Annotated in this window: 15 protein-coding genes and 1 tRNA gene; 6 read left to right on the forward strand and 10 right to left on the reverse strand. The window is 65.9% G+C overall.

All coding sequences use genetic code 11. The annotated features are described in order from the left end of the window. The 3 genes from tcuA to WEB06_05965 are packed head-to-tail and all read left to right on the forward strand — an operon-like array spanning position 1 to position 3,718. Complete coding sequence (gene tcuA / locus WEB06_05955; protein ID MEX2555159.1) at positions 1-1,386, forward strand: FAD-dependent tricarballylate dehydrogenase TcuA; 1,386 nt, start codon at positions 1-3, stop codon at positions 1,384-1,386. Next, positions 1,379-2,551: a tricarballylate utilization 4Fe-4S protein TcuB gene (gene tcuB / locus WEB06_05960; protein MEX2555160.1), complete on the forward strand. Its 1,173-nt coding sequence runs from the start codon at positions 1,379-1,381 to the stop codon at positions 2,549-2,551. Before tcuA ends, tcuB begins: the two co-directional genes overlap by 8 nt. 39 nt (positions 2,552-2,590) lie before the next feature. Next, positions 2,591-3,718 (forward strand): AbrB family transcriptional regulator, encoded by a 1,128-nt coding sequence (locus WEB06_05965; GenBank protein ID MEX2555161.1) that lies wholly within the window; start codon positions 2,591-2,593, stop codon positions 3,716-3,718. Here WEB06_05965 and WEB06_05970 read toward each other — a convergent pair. The 5 genes from WEB06_05970 to WEB06_05990 all read right to left on the reverse strand — a co-directional run bounded on the left by WEB06_05970 (position 3,686) and on the right by WEB06_05990 (position 7,716). Then, positions 3,686-4,603, reverse strand: a complete 918-nt coding sequence (locus WEB06_05970; protein ID MEX2555162.1) for an alpha/beta hydrolase — start codon at positions 4,601-4,603, stop codon at positions 3,686-3,688. The genes WEB06_05965 and WEB06_05970 overlap by 33 nt on opposite strands. A 27-nt stretch (positions 4,604-4,630) precedes the next feature. After that, positions 4,631-5,386 carry a citryl-CoA lyase gene (locus tag WEB06_05975; GenBank protein ID MEX2555163.1) on the reverse strand — a complete coding sequence of 252 codons (756 nt, stop codon included), beginning with the start codon at positions 5,384-5,386 and terminating at the stop codon, positions 4,631-4,633. A 1,157-nt stretch (positions 5,387-6,543) separates the two neighbouring features. Further along, positions 6,544-6,602, reverse strand: a tRNA-OTHER gene (locus WEB06_05980). 440 nt (positions 6,603-7,042) lie between these two features. Further along, the gene (locus WEB06_05985; protein MEX2555164.1) at positions 7,043-7,393 is read right to left on the reverse strand and encodes a hypothetical protein; all 351 of its coding nucleotides are present in this window, start codon (positions 7,391-7,393) and stop codon (positions 7,043-7,045) included. Next, the gene (locus WEB06_05990; GenBank protein ID MEX2555165.1) at positions 7,393-7,716 is read right to left on the reverse strand and encodes a hypothetical protein; all 324 of its coding nucleotides are present in this window, start codon (positions 7,714-7,716) and stop codon (positions 7,393-7,395) included. Before WEB06_05990 ends, WEB06_05985 begins: the two co-directional genes overlap by 1 nt. Positions 7,717-8,055: 339 nt before the next feature. On the opposite strand from WEB06_05990, the gene WEB06_05995 reads away from it, so the two are divergent. The 3 genes from WEB06_05995 (at position 8,056) to WEB06_06005 (ending at position 11,863) form a co-directional block, all read left to right on the forward strand. Then, on the forward strand, positions 8,056-8,505 hold the full coding sequence (locus WEB06_05995; GenBank protein ID MEX2555166.1) for an HNH endonuclease family protein: 450 nt from the start codon (positions 8,056-8,058) through the stop codon (positions 8,503-8,505). Between the two features lie 800 nt (positions 8,506-9,305). Next, positions 9,306-10,874, forward strand: coding sequence for a hypothetical protein (locus WEB06_06000; protein ID MEX2555167.1), 1,569 nt, complete (start codon positions 9,306-9,308; stop codon positions 10,872-10,874). 11 nt (positions 10,875-10,885) lie between these two features. Continuing rightward, positions 10,886-11,863 (forward strand): hypothetical protein, encoded by a 978-nt coding sequence (locus tag WEB06_06005; GenBank protein ID MEX2555168.1) that lies wholly within the window; start codon positions 10,886-10,888, stop codon positions 11,861-11,863. On the opposite strand, the gene WEB06_06010 is transcribed toward WEB06_06005, so the two are convergent. The 5 genes from WEB06_06010 to WEB06_06030 all read right to left on the reverse strand — a co-directional run. Beyond that, the gene (locus WEB06_06010) at positions 11,860-13,065 is read right to left on the reverse strand and encodes a hypothetical protein (GenBank protein MEX2555169.1); all 1,206 of its coding nucleotides are present in this window, start codon (positions 13,063-13,065) and stop codon (positions 11,860-11,862) included. The genes WEB06_06005 and WEB06_06010 overlap by 4 nt on opposite strands. Before the next feature lie 7 nt (positions 13,066-13,072). Further along, positions 13,073-14,071 carry a hypothetical protein gene (locus WEB06_06015; protein ID MEX2555170.1) on the reverse strand — a complete coding sequence of 333 codons (999 nt, stop codon included), beginning with the start codon at positions 14,069-14,071 and terminating at the stop codon, positions 13,073-13,075. A gap of 197 nt (positions 14,072-14,268) precedes the next feature. Beyond that, complete coding sequence (locus WEB06_06020) at positions 14,269-14,430, reverse strand: hypothetical protein (GenBank protein MEX2555171.1); 162 nt, start codon at positions 14,428-14,430, stop codon at positions 14,269-14,271. A gap of 121 nt (positions 14,431-14,551) precedes the next feature. After that, positions 14,552-14,938 carry a hypothetical protein gene (locus WEB06_06025; protein ID MEX2555172.1) on the reverse strand — a complete coding sequence of 129 codons (387 nt, stop codon included), beginning with the start codon at positions 14,936-14,938 and terminating at the stop codon, positions 14,552-14,554. Between the two features lie 81 nt (positions 14,939-15,019). Further along, a partial coding sequence (locus tag WEB06_06030; GenBank protein ID MEX2555173.1) for a hypothetical protein occupies positions 15,020-15,485 on the reverse strand: 466 nt, incomplete at its 5' end.

The raw sequence follows: 15,485 nt of genomic DNA on the forward strand, positions 1-15,485 counted from the left end.
GTGGCGGCGTACGACGTCGTCGTCGCCGGTGGAGGCAACGCTGCCCTGTGCGCTGCGATCGCAGCGCGCTCGCGAGGCGCGTCCGTGCTCGTGCTCGAGTGCGCTCCGAAGGCGTGGCGGGGCGGGAACAGCAAGTACACGCGCAACATCCGGGTTGCACACCTCGACGGAGACGCCGTGATGCCCGGTGCGTACTCACCGCAGGAGTTCCTCTCCGACCTTGTCCGCGTCACCGGCAAGGATCTCGACCAGGATCTCGCCTCCTACGTGGTCGAGCGCTCACTCGACCTCCCGGCGTGGATGAGCGACCAGGGCATTCGCTGGCAACCTCCGCTCCGCGGCACGCTGCAGCTTGCCCGGACAAACCGCTTCTTCCTCGGTGGTGGCAAGGCGCTCATGAACGCGTACTACCGGCGGGCGGAGTCGCTCGGCATCGCTGTGCGCTACGAGGCACCGGTCGTCGAGCTCGCGTTCGAGGGCGAGCGCTGCACCGGCGTCGTGGTGGCGGCGAACGGATCGTCGGAGCGAGTTCGTGCCGGAGCGGTCGTCGTCGCGACGGGCGGCTTCGAGGCCAACATCGAGTGGCTCCGCGAGTACTGGGGAGACCGAGTCGAGAACTACGCCGTTCGCGGCACTGCCTATAACGATGGCGCGCTGCTTCGCGTGCTTCTCGACCTCGGTGCCGAAGCGCGCGGGAACCCACGCGGCCACCACGCGATCGCCGTGGACGCCCGCTCACCGAAGTTCGAAGGGGGCATCGTCACGCGCGTCGACTCCGTGCCGTTCTCGATCGTCGTCAACATCCATGGCGATCGGTTCGCCGACGAAGGCGAGGACCTCTGGCCCATGCGCTACGCGACGTGGGGTGGCCTCATCGGCGCACAACCCGAGCAGATGGCGTACTCGATCTTCGACTCGAAAGTGGCCGGGAACTTCATCGGGGGGGCCTATCCGCCACTCATCGCCAACACTGTCGGGGAGCTGGCGCAGAAGGCCGGCCTCCCGGTGCTGCGCGTGGAGGAGACGGTCGGCGAATTCAATCGCTCGATCGTGCCTGGCGAGTACGACCCCACACGCCTCGACGGGTGCCGGACGATCGACCTCTCCCCTCCGAAGAGCAACTGGGCACTGCCGATCGACACGCCGCCCTACTACTGCTATCCGCTGATCCCCGGCATCACGTTCACCTACCTCGCAGTCGCGGTCGATCGGGCCGCGCGCGTTCTTCGGGAGTCGGGGCGGCCGCTCGAGAACGTGTACGCCGCGGGCGAGATCATGGCGGGGAACATCCTGCTTCGCGGCTACCTCGCCGGAATCGGCATGACGATCGGCACGGTCTTCGGTGTGGTCGCAGGCGAGCACGCGGCCGGGGTCCGTCGTGGCTGAGCCCACCTCCATCGACGGGCTCCTGGCGGAAGGCCAGCGGCAGATCGCGATCTGCAACGGCTGTCGCTACTGCGAGGGCTACTGCGCTGTCTTTCCTGCGATGGAGCGTCTTCCCGTCGTCGGCGCGGGCGACCTCACGTACTTGGCGAACCTGTGTCACGACTGTCGCGCTTGTTACCAGGCATGCATGTACGCGCCACCCCACCCCTTTGGGGTCGAGATCCCGAAGCTCATGAGCGAGGCACGCGAGCGGTCCTACTCCGAGTTCGCCCGGCCTCGTTGGTTCGCACGCTGGTTCACGGCCGGCCCCCGAGCAGTGGCGGCCCTCACCCTCGCCGGCGCGCTGGTCTTCGCGTTTCTGGCATGGGCCGCCGGACGTGCGCGCGGAATCTTTGCTCCCACGGAGTCGACGCGGACGTTCTTCGACGTCATCCCCTACGGCCTGATGCTCGTGCCCTCGCTCCTGCTCACCGCCTTTCTGCTCGCGGTGATCGTCTGGGGCTTCATCGACTTCCAGCGGGCATCGCGTGGTGCCTCGCACCTCGGCGCACGTGTTTGGCTCTCCGGACTCGCGGAGGTCGCCACCCTTCGCTGGATGCGAGGGGGCGGAGACGACTGCTACTACCCCGCAATCGAGCGTTCCTCGCCGCTGCGTCGGAGGTTCCACCACCTGACCGCATACGGGTTTCTCGCGGCACTTGTCTCGACGTCGCTTGCGTCCTTCTATCACAACGTTCTTGATCTGCCGGCGCCGTATCCGGTCCTGCATCCCGTGGTGCTCTTCGGACTCGTCGGCGGGATCGGGATGACCGTCGGGACGACCGGACTCCTCTGGCTCAAGGCTCGCGCGGCGCCTCTTCAAGCTCGTCGCGAAGCGCTTCTGAACTCCTCCTTCCTCGTGTCGCTCAACCTCGCCTCGACGAGCGGATTGTTCCTGCTCGCGCTCCGCGACACGCCTGCGATGGGCGCGCTCCTCGTCCTCCACCTGGGGACGATCGTGGCGCTCTACGTGACGGCCCCCTACGGGAAGTTCGTTCATATCGTCTACCGGACGGCTGCCGTGCTCCGTAGCGCCGCCGAGCGTGCGGCAGACGAAGCGGCAGGAGGGCGCTCAGCCCGCGAGCCAGCTGCCCTAGGCAGGCCCGCCTCGACGAGGCTACCTTGACGGACGAGGCAGCGCAGGTCGAGACGAGTACGGGTTGAGCTGAGCAAACGAGGCGCCACGACGAATTGCTGGCTCCTAGTCGTCGCGGCGACGGCGACCACGTTCTTTGCGTTCGATCGGGCGAGCGTTCCGACCGCCGCACTCTTCGCCGCGCTCTTCGTCGGTATCGGCTACGCGCTCGTCGCCAAGAACCGTGCGCTTCGCGTGCCCGGTCCCGGCTTGACGGTAGGTCAGGCCCTCATCGGCGTCGCACTCGGTGCCGAGATGCAACCGTCGACGCTTCGAGCCGTTGCGGCCGACTGGTTAGGAGTGTCGGTCGTCACGCTCGGAACCCTCTTGGTCTCGCTCGCCGTTGGCCTGCTCGTTGCCAGACGCGGACGCGTAAACCGTGCTACGGGCGCCCTGGGACTCGTCGCTGGAGGTGCCAGCGGGATCGTCGCTATGGCAGATGAGCTCGGCGCGGACGGACGACTTGTCGCATTCATGCAGTACCTGCGCGTTCTCGTTGTCGTCATCGTGGCGCCGGTCGTCGCCTTCGCCCTCCTCGAAGGTGATCGGTCTTCGGCGAGTCAGCTCGACTCGTCCGGGGCGGGCGTAGTCGGCGACCTCGCGTTCACTGCCGGCTGCGCGCTCGCGGGTGTGTTGATCGCCCGACGGCTCAAGATGACGGCCGGCTCACTTCTCTTCCCCCTCGTGCTCACCGCGGTCTTCGCAGGATCGGGCCTTCTCGGAGAGCCGGCCGTTCCCACGGCCGTTCAGAACGTCGCCTTTGTTCTCATCGGCTGGCAGGTTGGCCTTCGCTTCACAGCTGCCACAATCCGAGAGGCACAGGCACTGCTGCCGTGGGTCTTGACGGCGATCGTCACCTTGATCCTGGCCTGTGCCGGCCTAGCTCTGCTCCTGGTGCCGCTTGCCCATGTCACCTTCGCCGACGCCTACCTCGCGACGAGCCCCGGCGGGCTCTACGCCGTTCTTGCCGCGTCGGTTGCCATCAACGCAAACACCACGTTCGTGGTGTCTGTTCAGGTTTTTCGGATCTTCGTGATGATGCTCGTCGCCCCGCCACTCATCCGCATCATCGTGCGCTCCGAGCGCGCTCGGCGCCCGAGCGCGTCTCCCCCACCGGGCGGTCCGTCAGCGGTAGCTGATCTCGTCGAAGAAGCGTGAGACGACCTCGGCGAGACGGCGTGGGTTGTCGCCCTGCACATTATGACCCGCGTCCTCGATCTCCATCAGGCGGCCGTTCGGAAGCGCTCGGGCGAAGTCGTCTGCAGGGCCGGCCTCGACCACTTCGCTCCTGATGCCACGCACGACGAGAGTGGGCGAGGTCACGTCGGGAAGGAGCGCGATCAGCTTCCGATTGCGCTCGCCGCGGTCCTCGGGACGCAGCATCTCCTGCCGTTGGTCGTATCGCCATGTCCATTCTCCGTCGGGGAGCTGGCGCAGGTTGAAGAGCAGGTTCTGGCGTAGAACCTGCGGCTCGCGGCCGGGGTTCGCACGCCTTACGAGCTCGAACGCTTCGTCGACCGACTCGAACGTCCGCTCACGAAACCGCGCGCCTGTGCTCCTCGACACAGAAGAGAACGGGCTTGCATCGACCATAACCAGAGCGGCGACACGCCGTCGCAGCCGCGCGGCCAGACTCAATCCCACGAGCGCTCCCATGGAGTGCCCGACGAGCGCGACCTCGTCGAGTCCGACTACGTCGAGCATCGTGTCGGCCGCCAGCGCTCGAGCCTCGACCGTGTAGTCGCTGCGCGAGCCCCAGTCTGAGCGCCCGTGGCCCCGCTGATCGAGCGCGAGGCAGCGGTAGTCGCGAGAGAGTCCGAGTGCGACCGCATCCCAGGTATGCGCATTGAGGCCGTACCCATGCAAGAAGAGGACGGGGAGGGCCGGAGTCTCCCAGTCCAGGTAGTGGTACCGCACGTCGCCGACTCGAACGAACCTCGATCTAGGAGCGGCAATCTCATCGATGGCCAGGCCGACGACGTCGGCCGTGCGTCGGAGGTGCGCTCTGACCGAGGCGTCGTCTAAGGCTTCGTCGAGCGACACGCGGAGCCTGACCCTGCCCGCTGCCGATCAGGCCGCCGGCTCGTAGCTGATGGACTCTTCGGCCTTGCCGGCCATGTAGAAGCCGATCGGCTGGCGACGCTCCTCGGCGAGATGCCCGAGCAGGCCAGCGGTTCGCGCGAGGATGGGCACAGCCTTCACCACGTCTGACGTGAATCCGAGATCGAGCATGACCGCCGCGATGGGCATGGCGACGTTCATCGGCAGGGGCTTACCCCACACCTGAGCAACGCCGTCGCGAAGCTGGCGTGCGATCTCGACGTGGGAGCCGCTCACGCCGCGGGCATCGGCTAGCTCGAGAATCCGCTCGGCCCGCGGGTCCACAGGTCGATGAACCGGGTGGCCGAAGCCAGGCACACGCCCGCCTGATGCACGGATCTCCGTCGCGAGATGTCTGGCGACGTCCGCGGGATCACCGCCCTCCGCGACACGGGATGCGCCCTCCTCGAGCAAGCGCGCGCACTCCTCGGAGGCGCCGAGGATGACGGGGCCGCATCCTAGTATCCCGGCGGCGACTGCTCCCTGCAGCGATCCAGGATCCGCCGCCAGCGTCATTCGGGCAGCGACGTTCGTCGGCATCATCCCGTGCTCTGCGATCGAGAGCAGGAGCACGTCGAGGAAAAACTGCTGGTCCTCGTTCGGCTCCTCGCCCGTGAGCAGGAGGAAGAAGTACTCCGTGAAGCTCAGTCGGCCCATGAGGTCCTGACAGAGGTCGCGGCCGCGCACCTCCACTCGGTCCGGATGAGCGTGGCTCATCTCGGTCACAGGCGTGCTTGTACTGCCGATCTGCATAGGTGTCCTTCCTTCGCTTGAGCACACGGGACAGTACTCAGGTGACACTCAGGCGGCCGAATCGGTCGCAGTGCTCCATGGAGGTGCGCAGGCGACAGCACGGACGGGTCTCTTCCTGGCGCCATCGTGCTCGACAGGTGCAACCCGAACGAGGCATCCCTGGGGCATCGCCACTGAGCTCGTTACTCGCGATCCTCGACGCCCTCATCGTCGGTCAGCAGCACAGCAGCGTTCACTCCTCGAGCCGTGACGAGCGTGGCGTGGGAACGACGCGCGGACAATGGCTGTCTGTTGCTTGCTGAGGAAGTTGCCTTTACGAGGGCGTATGGGATGAGATTGTCACTCCTGCGACGTGCGGAAGCCAGCGGTTAGGTCCCTTGAGTGCGCCGAGGTCGGCGGCAGCAGGCGGCCTGACTCACCCTCGGTAGGCCCGACGGGCGATCCCGCGTTGAGATCCCTGCTCGCCGGCCAATCGAGCGCGCGGGCCTGCTGGACTTGCTCCCGCGACAGGAGAACGACGGAGGTACATGCTCGTGGCGATCGGACGTACGAGCCGCTCGCTACCGCCGACGTCGACTATTTCAAGCTCCGCACCGTCCTCCCAAGCCTGCAACTCGTCTTCGCGGAACAGGCATCTGCGTGAACCCGGCAGGCGGCGGTGCGGGATCAGCCCCAATCGCGTCAGCTCGTGCACCGTCCGTACTGAACATCGAAGCCGCGCTGCGACCTCGGGCGTGATGAGGAAGTGGGTCGTGCCCTCCAGTGAGACCTCCAGATCGGTGACCCCTTCACTAACGAGAGGGGGTCAGGCTCTCGCCTTCTTGGGCGACGTCAATCGGCTGCTCACACCGATGCGCTCGGTACCGTCTCCTACGTAGCCGGCCCGCAAGACTGAGCGCGCGCGGGATGTGCGCGGGATGGAGGCCAGCGACCAGGTTCCTACGTAGGAAAATCCCTGCAATCAGGCCCGGTAACGCGGTGAACTCCGGCTTGATCGGCCGGCAGGCCAGCAAGCGGGTATTTGCGGCTGGGAGCGGCTTTCACCGGCTCAGCGCAGAGCATAGATCTGCGACCGCAAAGTCCCTGCGTCTGCATAGACAACAGAAAAGTGCTTTTTTGCAGGTATTTTGTGGAGCGTGCCGGGATCGAACCGGCGACCTCCGGCTTGCAAAGCCAGATACACGCTTCCCGGGCCGACCCCGTCTGGCCGGGGATTCCCGCCACGAGCAGGTCTTTTCACCCGTCGTCTTGCGGGGATCGGCGGGTGCGGCCGGGGCATTCCGGCGATCTCGTGCGGGATGTGTGCGGGATGAAGTCGTTCTCTGGGCTGTGAACACTTCTCTGCCTTAATCCGTCAGCAGGGGCGCCAACTCCTGAGGCTCAGGAGAAGTGTTACGCCGCCAGTGAAGGCCGCGTTGAGAAGAAGGCCGCGTTTGGCCCAGCCCCGTGCCCGTCTTCAAGCAGCTCGCTTGAGCAGCTTCTCCGTGAGTTCTTGTTCGAGCCTGCCGTACTCCTCGTCAGGTAGTACGACTCCACCGCGCTGCTCCAGCTTTCGGTTGCTCTTCCGTAGCTTCTTGACCAAGACGCGCGCCTCAGCTTGTGCTTGAAGAGAGCGTGGTGTCGTTGACGTCATGCTGCGCCTCCTTCGTCTTGTTCGAGTTTGGCCATGAACATCTCCACGACGTAATGCGTGAACCACGAGTACCACTGTGGGCCAAGACGCCCGTGGGGTTCCGGGAGCTTCCTGTCCTTCATCCCGGTGAGCGTCACAGAGTCGCGATCGATGATGGGCTGCAAAGCGTCCGTCAGATCGTCTGCTTTGAGATAGGACGCGTCGGCACTGATGCTTCGAAGACTCTGCCAAACCCCCTTTGCCAGGCCAATGTAATGCGTTTTGTTCGCCTCGAAGTGCTTGTCGAGCTCCTGCGCCTCGATCGCGGTCGCAGCCTCGGCGTCCCAGACGTAGTCCTTGCGTGCCATCAGCGGAGGCCCGTCTTAACCGTCCATACCGATAGAGCAACCACGTGCCACACAAGCACTAACAGCAGCCAGCCTGCGATCGATCCGACGTCGAGCTTGTCCCATAGCGTCACGAGCCCCAGAGTCGCGTCGAGCGCTGCCACTCCAATCAACACTGGGACCGCCCAGGCTTGACGCGTCCGTGCCCGACGCTGTTCGGCCGACTCGTGTCCGCCTCCTGCACGCGCCGCGGCTTGGACGAACAGGGGCAAGAACACCAGAAGCAGGCCGAGGATCCCAATTGCGGTGCCGATCTCGACGCCAAGAGTGTCGCGCTCACTCATCAGAATGAGACTAGGCAGACGTCCGGACGACTAACGGTTTGCAGTCCGTAAGTTGACCCCGCCTGACTACAGCGCGACGATGGCGCTGTGCGGAGGCCTCAGCTGATCCTCGCTCTTCTGCGAAGTGGTCTCGCAAAGGTGTTTGCGGTCAGCCTGGCCATCACTGCTCTGGCCGCAATACCGGCTTTCGCTCCAGTGGGATCATCGCGTAGCACCTCCGGAGCGTCGACCGCCTCGTGGGTGGCAACGGCAAAGGAGAGGTTGTCAGACCTCGACACGAAGTCTGCCGGATCCATGACCGGGTACTCACGGGATAGGTTCGGACGCGAGTGGTTCGATGTGGATCTGAATGGCTGCAACACGCGCAACGACATACTCGCTCGCGACTTGAGACAGGTCGTCTTCAAGCCCGGTTCCGATTGCGTCGTGGCCAAGGGAACGCTGCGCGACAGATACACCAACACGACGATCGACTTCGTCCAGGGGGCCGCGTCCTCCAAGGTCGACATCGACCATGTGGTCGCTCTTGCGGCTGCGTGGAGGACCGGCGCCAAGCAATGGACCGCTAACCAGCGGCTCTTCTATGCGAACGACAGCTTAGTACTCCTTGCGGTTGATGGTCCCGCGAATCGGCAGAAGAGCGATGGCGACGCGGCCGACTGGTTGCCGCGAAATCGTGGTTATCGGTGCCGGTACGTGGCAAGGCAAATCGCCATTAAGACGAAGTACGACCTGTGGGTCACGCAGCCGGAGCGGATGACGATGTCCGACGTTGTAAGTGACTGCTGAGCATGTGCGGTCAGGAGACCATCGCCGAGCACCAACCGGGTGATTTCTTTCTTCATGGGCCTTCTTTGGAGGGAAGGACGTCCCTCCAGTCCCTCAATCCCTCAAGACTCGGGTCGGATGCGGCTTGTGTGCAGGGAAAGCGCCGGCTCGGCCGTCCCTCCGTCGAATCCCTCCATGGCCAGGAGGAGGGCCTCCGCGAAGGGGCTTCGGAGGCGAGCGGGGAAGCGGAGTGAGCGTGGCTTCGCACTGAAGCGCAACAGGGCGCGGCGCCGGTGGCGCTCGTCCCGGCGGTGGTGTTGCGCTTCAGCAGTTCTCGTGGCGGAGGCAGCCCGTCGCCTCCCCCCGGCGGTGCGATGGACGCGAGCGAGCCGTTCGAGCACCGCAGTCAGCCCGACCGCGGTGAGCTGAGCGAGCGTTCGACCGCCTTCGAATCGGTGGCCGGTTGCCCATCTGTCGGATGCTCGTGTCGGACTCCGAACGGTGAGCAAGGGCCCATCGTCACTGCGCTCCCGCGCAGCAATGTCGGAGATGTTGGAGTGTCAGACGTCCGACCGAGGATGGAAGGGCACGCCCGAACGGCGTCACGAGAAGGACGCGCAAGAATCTCGATGATGGGTTTCCGAGGCGCAGCTATGGGACGACGGCGCCGGACTCTCCGGTGTCAGTGGCGTCACGGCGTCACATGTATAGCGCGATGCTGCGGCGCACTTTCGACGGGTGCGGAAAGGCTCGAAGTCTCCTTCGAGAGCAGAGCGATTCGAAAGCGGTTAGGCTTCAACCGCCGCAGGGCATGACCGTCGATGTCTGATACCACGTGCGCGGTCTTTGCGAGGGATGTCACGCTCGATCGGGAGCGCATCCACCGCTTCGTCGTCGGTGAGGACGCTGCGCCTACGCCGATGACGACCGCCGAGGCAGCACAAGAACTCGGCGACCGGTTCGCGACAGACGTTCTGCTTCAGGGCGTCTTCCCGGTCACGGCGGAGGCCACGGTCGACGCGATCAAGGCCGCCGTTCCGGACGGCGACCCGCTTCGCGACCAGATGACTTTCATTCTTGGCGAGGGAAGCCAGATCCCGTTCAGCCAGGCTCCAGCCCTCGGTCGCAGCCTCCGCTTCGTCGTGACCCTTGGCGCGACGTCGAATGGACCACCGGAGGGGCCGGACATCCTGATCAGCGTTCCGCATCCCGAAAGCACCGGCATCGAGCTCATGGCGTGGGACCTCGAGGCGAAGGGCTTCAACTACTACCGCTCCATGGGAGATCCACCCGCGTGGGTCTTCGCCGGCAATTCGCGGCATGCGCTCGTCGACCCGACACAGGGCAAGGGCCCATTTGAGAGCCACAAGAGCGGGGCGCTGCTGATGAAGGAGCTAAAACGTCCTTGGCTCCACTGGGATTCCTCAGACGTGCACATCGAGGCGACGGCGTTCGCAGCCGGGGACGATCGGCGAACGCATGCGTGGTTCACCGGCAAGCAGATCGGAGGTGCATACGCCTTCGAGTTCGAGGTTGCGAAGCCCGCAATGCAGCGCTGGGCGAAGGCTCGGTTCGAGGCGCTCCTCGCGAACGGGGGCGCGATCGAGCGACCGGCGCGGATCATGGAGCAGCTCCTCGACACGCCCGCGGTCAACCTCATCACAAGCAGGCGCGAGAGCGCGAGCGCCAGCGCGTCACCCGAGCCGCTGGCCTTGCCCGGGACGTTCTTCATCGACGCCGACGGCCTCGCAATCGTGCAACTGGAGGGACCGCCTCAGTTCACGGTGCGCGCCGAGGTGTACGCAAGGAGCCTCGAGACCTTCGACGTGAAGCTTGCAGACGGGCCGGGCTTCGTCCAAGACGGAGACACGCACTTCGCCTTCGCGGTCCCAGAACGCGCCTTCGAGGATCTGGTGGTGCTTCAGAAGGCATTGGAGATCGGCCTGGTGAGCAGACGGCTCGCGGCCTGCCTGCTCATGACGGACTTCCCGAACCCGATCTTCTCCGATCGACGCCCCGCGTTGCTCGCGCGCGTCCCGCCGACGGCTCAGGTGACGGACGGCGGCAGCTCGTTCTCCGAGGAGATGGCCAATGCCATCCTCGCGGAGGCGCCAGACGCTGGAGCTGGAAGTCCGGAGCAAGAGTTCGCCGAGCTTTGGAACGTTGGCGAGGACTTCGAGGATCAGTTCAACGCTCTTCTGCGCGACTACTACGAAGCGGTGAACGCTCGGCTCGCGAGCCAAGCGGGATTCGATGACTACTTTCGGCTCGCGGAGTCGCGACGCCAGCGCGTGAAGCAGACGCCGATCTTCGAGAGCCCGCTGCTCTTCGCGAACACGAACATCCCGCCGGTCTCGCTCTCGATGCAGCGCGACGGGACGGTGGTCTAACGATGTCGACGTTGACGATGTTCTCCACGCCGGGGAACGTGCCGGACAACCACCCGGCTGCTTGGAGCGACACGGTCGCCGGCTTCCTCGAGAACGTCGCGGCGGCGGGTGACTTTCCGCAGTTCTACAACCCGACGGTTGTCGACACACCCGACGACGCCGTCGTCGCGCGTGTCGTGTGGCCCGCCTTCCCGGCGAGCTTGGCCGGCCCACCCAGCCAGCGCCTGGCGATTGCCGACAAAGACCGCAGCACGCAGGACGAATATTGCGAGTGGGCGGTCGAAAAGAACGAAGCGGAGAAGATTACGCGGGTGACGTTCACAACGGAGGTGCCGGAGTACTTCGACCACCTGTTCCGGTCGGACCCCGATGCTCTCCTCACCCTCTACCGAGAGCTGGTCGGCCCGCAGGTGGAGCCCGGTGACCTCACACAAGATGGCTTCTATCTGCGCGAGAACATCTGGAATCAGTTGCTCGACAGCACGCGGCCCGTCCATCTCATCCAGGACAGCAACAAGCTCATCGCGGCACTCGTGCTCGCGGCCGAGGCCACGATTCTCCGCGAGCGTGACGGAGTGCCAGTTACGCATCCGCAAGCGCTCGTCGACTGCGCGGGGCTGGGGAATCCCTTGCGTGGAAGCGACCCCCAGATCGCAGCGGCGGTGAACAATGCCGCGGCGACCGGCGCCGAGATCACGCTGAACGATCCGGTCGGCCTGTACATCGACGGCTTGATCACCGGTGGCATGGAGACACCGGACGAGGTGGACCCGGCGACCTTCTGGACCGTCGACCGCGGCGACGCCGACCGCGCCGTCAGAGCCTCGTTCGAGGTTCCGGAGGGCCGTGGGTACGTCGTGGGTGAGGTCAAGATCGACGGTCAGCCGATCGCCTTCGGCGGCCAGCTTGCCGTCCGGGTTCGCGTCAGGATCGAAGCGCTCGTCAAGCCGGGGCAGCACCAGCCGGACCGACAACCCTGCTCGAACTAGCGCTCGGCCTCGAAGAGGCGCGCGCCGGGGAACGGTCTGGCTCGCGAAGGAACGGCGTAGAGCCCACCTGCCTGCACGCGGACGAGGGTCGGGCCCGCGCCGCCCGGTTGCGACGGTCCGCCGAAGTTCACGTCGCCGAGCCATCCCGGGAGGTGGAGAACGTGATGGAGCGCGGCGAGGTCGCGCTGAAAGCTGACGAAGTTGAGCCCCAAGGCTGGACGCCCGTGCTCGAATCCGTCAAGAAAGTCGTAGCCCTGCCGTAGCATCCGATGTGCTCCGGCGGCAGCCGACGAGGCTCGATTCTGGTTCGCGCGGTGAATGTGGGAGGCCTCGAGAATCGGATCCACGGTCTGCGGAGGGTCGCGCCAGGCGGCCAGGTGCTCGGTTGAGTCCCCCGCTGGAGCCGGTCCGGCCACGGGGACCGGTCGCCCCTTCTCGTCTTTCTCGACCGCGACGAGAGCGGCCCCCGACAGCTTGTCGCGGCCGACGAGCAGCTCCTGATCGCCCCGCTCGAGCGCTCGCCAGGCGCCGAGGTCGATCGCGAGCCGCAGGAAGGCCATGAACGTGCCGTCGGCCATCCACGCGGGATCGGGTCGGGCTTGGAGCGCGTCGAGCCTCTGGCTCGACTCCATGTTGCTGACCCCGTCGTGGAACTCGAGCCAACCGCGACCGTCGTGTCGCCCGAATCCGCCGAACGAGGAGACAATGTCGAGGGGCAGACGCCTGTCCTCGATCAGCTTCCAGACCTCGACGACTGCGCAGTTCACCCCCGCCTCGCGAGCGCTCGTCAGCTGGAGGGCCACGTCCGCCTCGCCGCGGTTCGGCGCCGCGTTCTCTGCCCAGCGAAGGCTCGGGAAGGGCCCGGGATTGCTTGGCAGGTTGGAGAGATAGTCCGGGCGCTGCGCCCGGGTCAAAGGCGGATTGTGCACGTCTAAGTCGAAGAAGCGCCGTCCATAACCGATCAGCGCGCGCAAGCTTGAGAATTGAGCTGCGCTCGCTCTGGCGTGCTTCTCCGGTTGACCAGCCAGCTCCCGCACCTGTCCGCGTCTCAGCTCCTGCAGCATGCGCAGGATCTCCGCGAGGGCGTCGCGGGCGGTGATCGAAGCTGTCTCGGGCGCGACGTTCAGAAGGACGAGCCGGAAGCATGGCTGCGGTCGCCTGCGTGGCTGGAACGCAATGCCTTGCTGAAGTCGACGCGGCATTAGACTCTTACGCCTCTTCCTCGAACTCAGTGAACCGCTGTTCGTGGTTGCGAATCCGGGCGCACCCTTCGGCGTCCTCCACGGCCGCTTCGACTGCGGCGGGCTTCGCGCGATCGACGGCGGCTGTTCCGGACTCCCCGACGCGAAGAAAGACGGCGAGCTGTACGAGGTCCGCCACCTGGCCGCCGTGGCGGATCGGCTGCTCAGTCGCAACGTCGACCAGATCGCCGACCGAGAATCCCTCCTCCGGTGGCACTTCGAACGTCAGCCGCTGGTAGCGGGGCCGTGCGTCCGGCGACATCTCGGCCGAGATGCCGCGACCGAAGGTGAACCAGTCTGGCGGGACCACGGCGCCGGTCGGCGTTCGCAGGCGTGTGTGCTCGACGCTCTGTATATAGACTCCGACCGGGTCGTCGAGTGCGACCAAGCGCCGCTCGAACGCGAGCCTGGCCAGACGCTCGACGAGGATCGAGTCGCTCGCCCGGCCGAGCTGCGCGGCTCCCCTGAGCAGCGGAATCGCTTCCCAACACGTCAGACACCGCGCGCCGCCGTTCGCAATATGAACGAGGCGCGCGTCGAGAGCCGCGGCGGCCAGCATCACGAGCGCGCCGAGCGAGTTCGTGGACTGCGTCATGAAGCAGAGAGCCCTCTCTCCGTTGTTGTAGGCGCTGCGGCCGTCGGGTGGGAGCATCGTCCCAGCGAACGATCGCTCGCGCTCGTTGGGCGTGATCCCGTCCGCGTACGGATCGCAGGCCCCATAGACTGCCTCCGTCGGTACCGCGGACTCGCGCGCGAAGTCCGCTACGGTCTCGACGAGCGTCTCGGGCTCGTAGGCCGCGAGTACTCGCCAGTACTCCGAGAGTTCCGTCGTGAGCTCGACGCGGGACATCTGCGTGCCGGTGCGAACGACGCGCCACTCGATGTACTCCTCCTGCAGTTGGCGTCCGCCCCCGCCGACGTCCTCGCTCCGCCAGTCGAGGAGCTGAAGTGCCCTCTGCCTGTCCAAGCACGATGCGACTCTCGCTGGAAGACCTGTCCAATCGGGGCCCGTGATCGAGCGCGTCCTTTTGTCAGGCGTCGGCAGTAGGAACGGCGCGGCTGCCGGTGACCCGTCGAGAGCATGGCCGATGGCGCCGGCGACGCGCTCGTTCCACTCGCGGCGGGCGGCTCTCCCCAGAGCGTTGAGCGCGCCCGGCTCCTGCATCAAGTCCGCGCCAGCCGTGAGCGGGCGAACTGCTCCGCCGCGGCGTCGGTCGTGACGCCGTCCGTGCGGGCGCGCTCGTAGATGGCGGTCAGGGTGTCTCCAATCCTCGCCAGCCGCGTCTCGACCCTCTCGCGTTTCCAGCCGAGCGATTCGACGTCCACGCATCGATGACGCCGCCGGCGTTGATCACACTCGGAACGGGATCGGGAGCTGCCACCTGCCTCAGCTCCTCGAGCAGCATTTCTGCGAGGGGCGCGGCCTCCTCGGCGTCGAGAGTCGGGGTCACGGCGCATAGAAGGCGACCTTCGCGGCATCGTGGGCATCGGCCGTGACGTCGTACACCGGCGGCTCGATCCAGCTCTCGGGCGCGAAGAAAGGCTCGAGTCGCTGCTGTTCGTCGAGCTCATCGAGGATCTCCTCTAGCGCTTCGGGCCGAACCTGTACCGTAGAAACATCGCCGATCCGAAGCGGTCGCTCGCGGAGATTCTCGGGCAGCCGATGCTTGCCGAGGAACGTCTCCAGCTCTTCCCTTGGCGACCCGACCAGGTACGCGTCAGTCGCGCCGAAGAGAAGCCTGCCCTGCGCGTCCAACTCGGGCCACGCGGAGAGAGCAAGACCCACGGAGGAGCCAACGATCTCATCGACGACGACGTAGTGAAAGCCTCCCATTCCCGGGGAGGCGCCCTCAGGTGTCCACGTCGTCGTTCGGTCGGACACGTCTTCTGAGGGCGGAAGGAGGCGCCGGTTCATCTAGGGGCTCTCCGGCGGCGGGCCAAGCAAGGCGGTGAAACGCTCACTCGGCGGGAGCTCGACCCGCGGATAGGCGAGAAGGACGTGCAGGTTGGCCATCGCGAGCACATATCCGTGCTCGACAAGGTCGGCGGCGTCAGCAACCCCGATACGGCTAAGCGTGGTCTTGACTCCCCGAGTACGTCCCACCCGCTCATCCCACGCGTCTCGCGTATCCCCGAGCAGCTCGAGGATCGCGCGGGCGCGGGCGCCCTGCTCGTCGTCTCCGCCTGCGTAGCTCGTCGTGATGCGGAAGGGGCTTTGCGAGATCTGGACGATCGCGCCCCTCAGGGCTCCACCGCTTCGGAAGATGTCGAAGAGCCAGCGGCGGCGCGTGCTCGTCGTCGTGTCGTAGAGGATGTCGATGTCCCGCTTAAGCTGGACTGTCTCCGAGTTCTCCCGACAACCGGGGGGCCGATAGAGCTTT

Source organism: Actinomycetota bacterium, assembly GCA_040905475.1.
Classification (GTDB): domain Bacteria; phylum Actinomycetota; class AC-67; order AC-67; family AC-67; genus DATFGK01.

Excerpts from the sequence above, each read along its gene's own strand:
- WEB06_05990 (MEX2555165.1), bottom strand. The coding sequence starts at position 7,716 with ATGAGTGAGCGCGACACTCTTGGCGTCGAGATCGGCACCGCAATTGGG.
- WEB06_06025 (MEX2555172.1), bottom strand. The coding sequence starts at position 14,938 with ATGGGAGGCTTTCACTACGTCGTCGTCGATGAGATCGTTGGCTCCTCC.
- WEB06_05985 (MEX2555164.1), bottom strand. The coding sequence starts at position 7,393 with ATGGCACGCAAGGACTACGTCTGGGACGCCGAGGCTGCGACCGCGATC.
- WEB06_06000 (MEX2555167.1), top strand. The coding sequence starts at position 9,306 with ATGTCTGATACCACGTGCGCGGTCTTTGCGAGGGATGTCACGCTCGAT.
- WEB06_06010 (MEX2555169.1), bottom strand. The coding sequence starts at position 13,065 with ATGCCGCGTCGACTTCAGCAAGGCATTGCGTTCCAGCCACGCAGGCGA.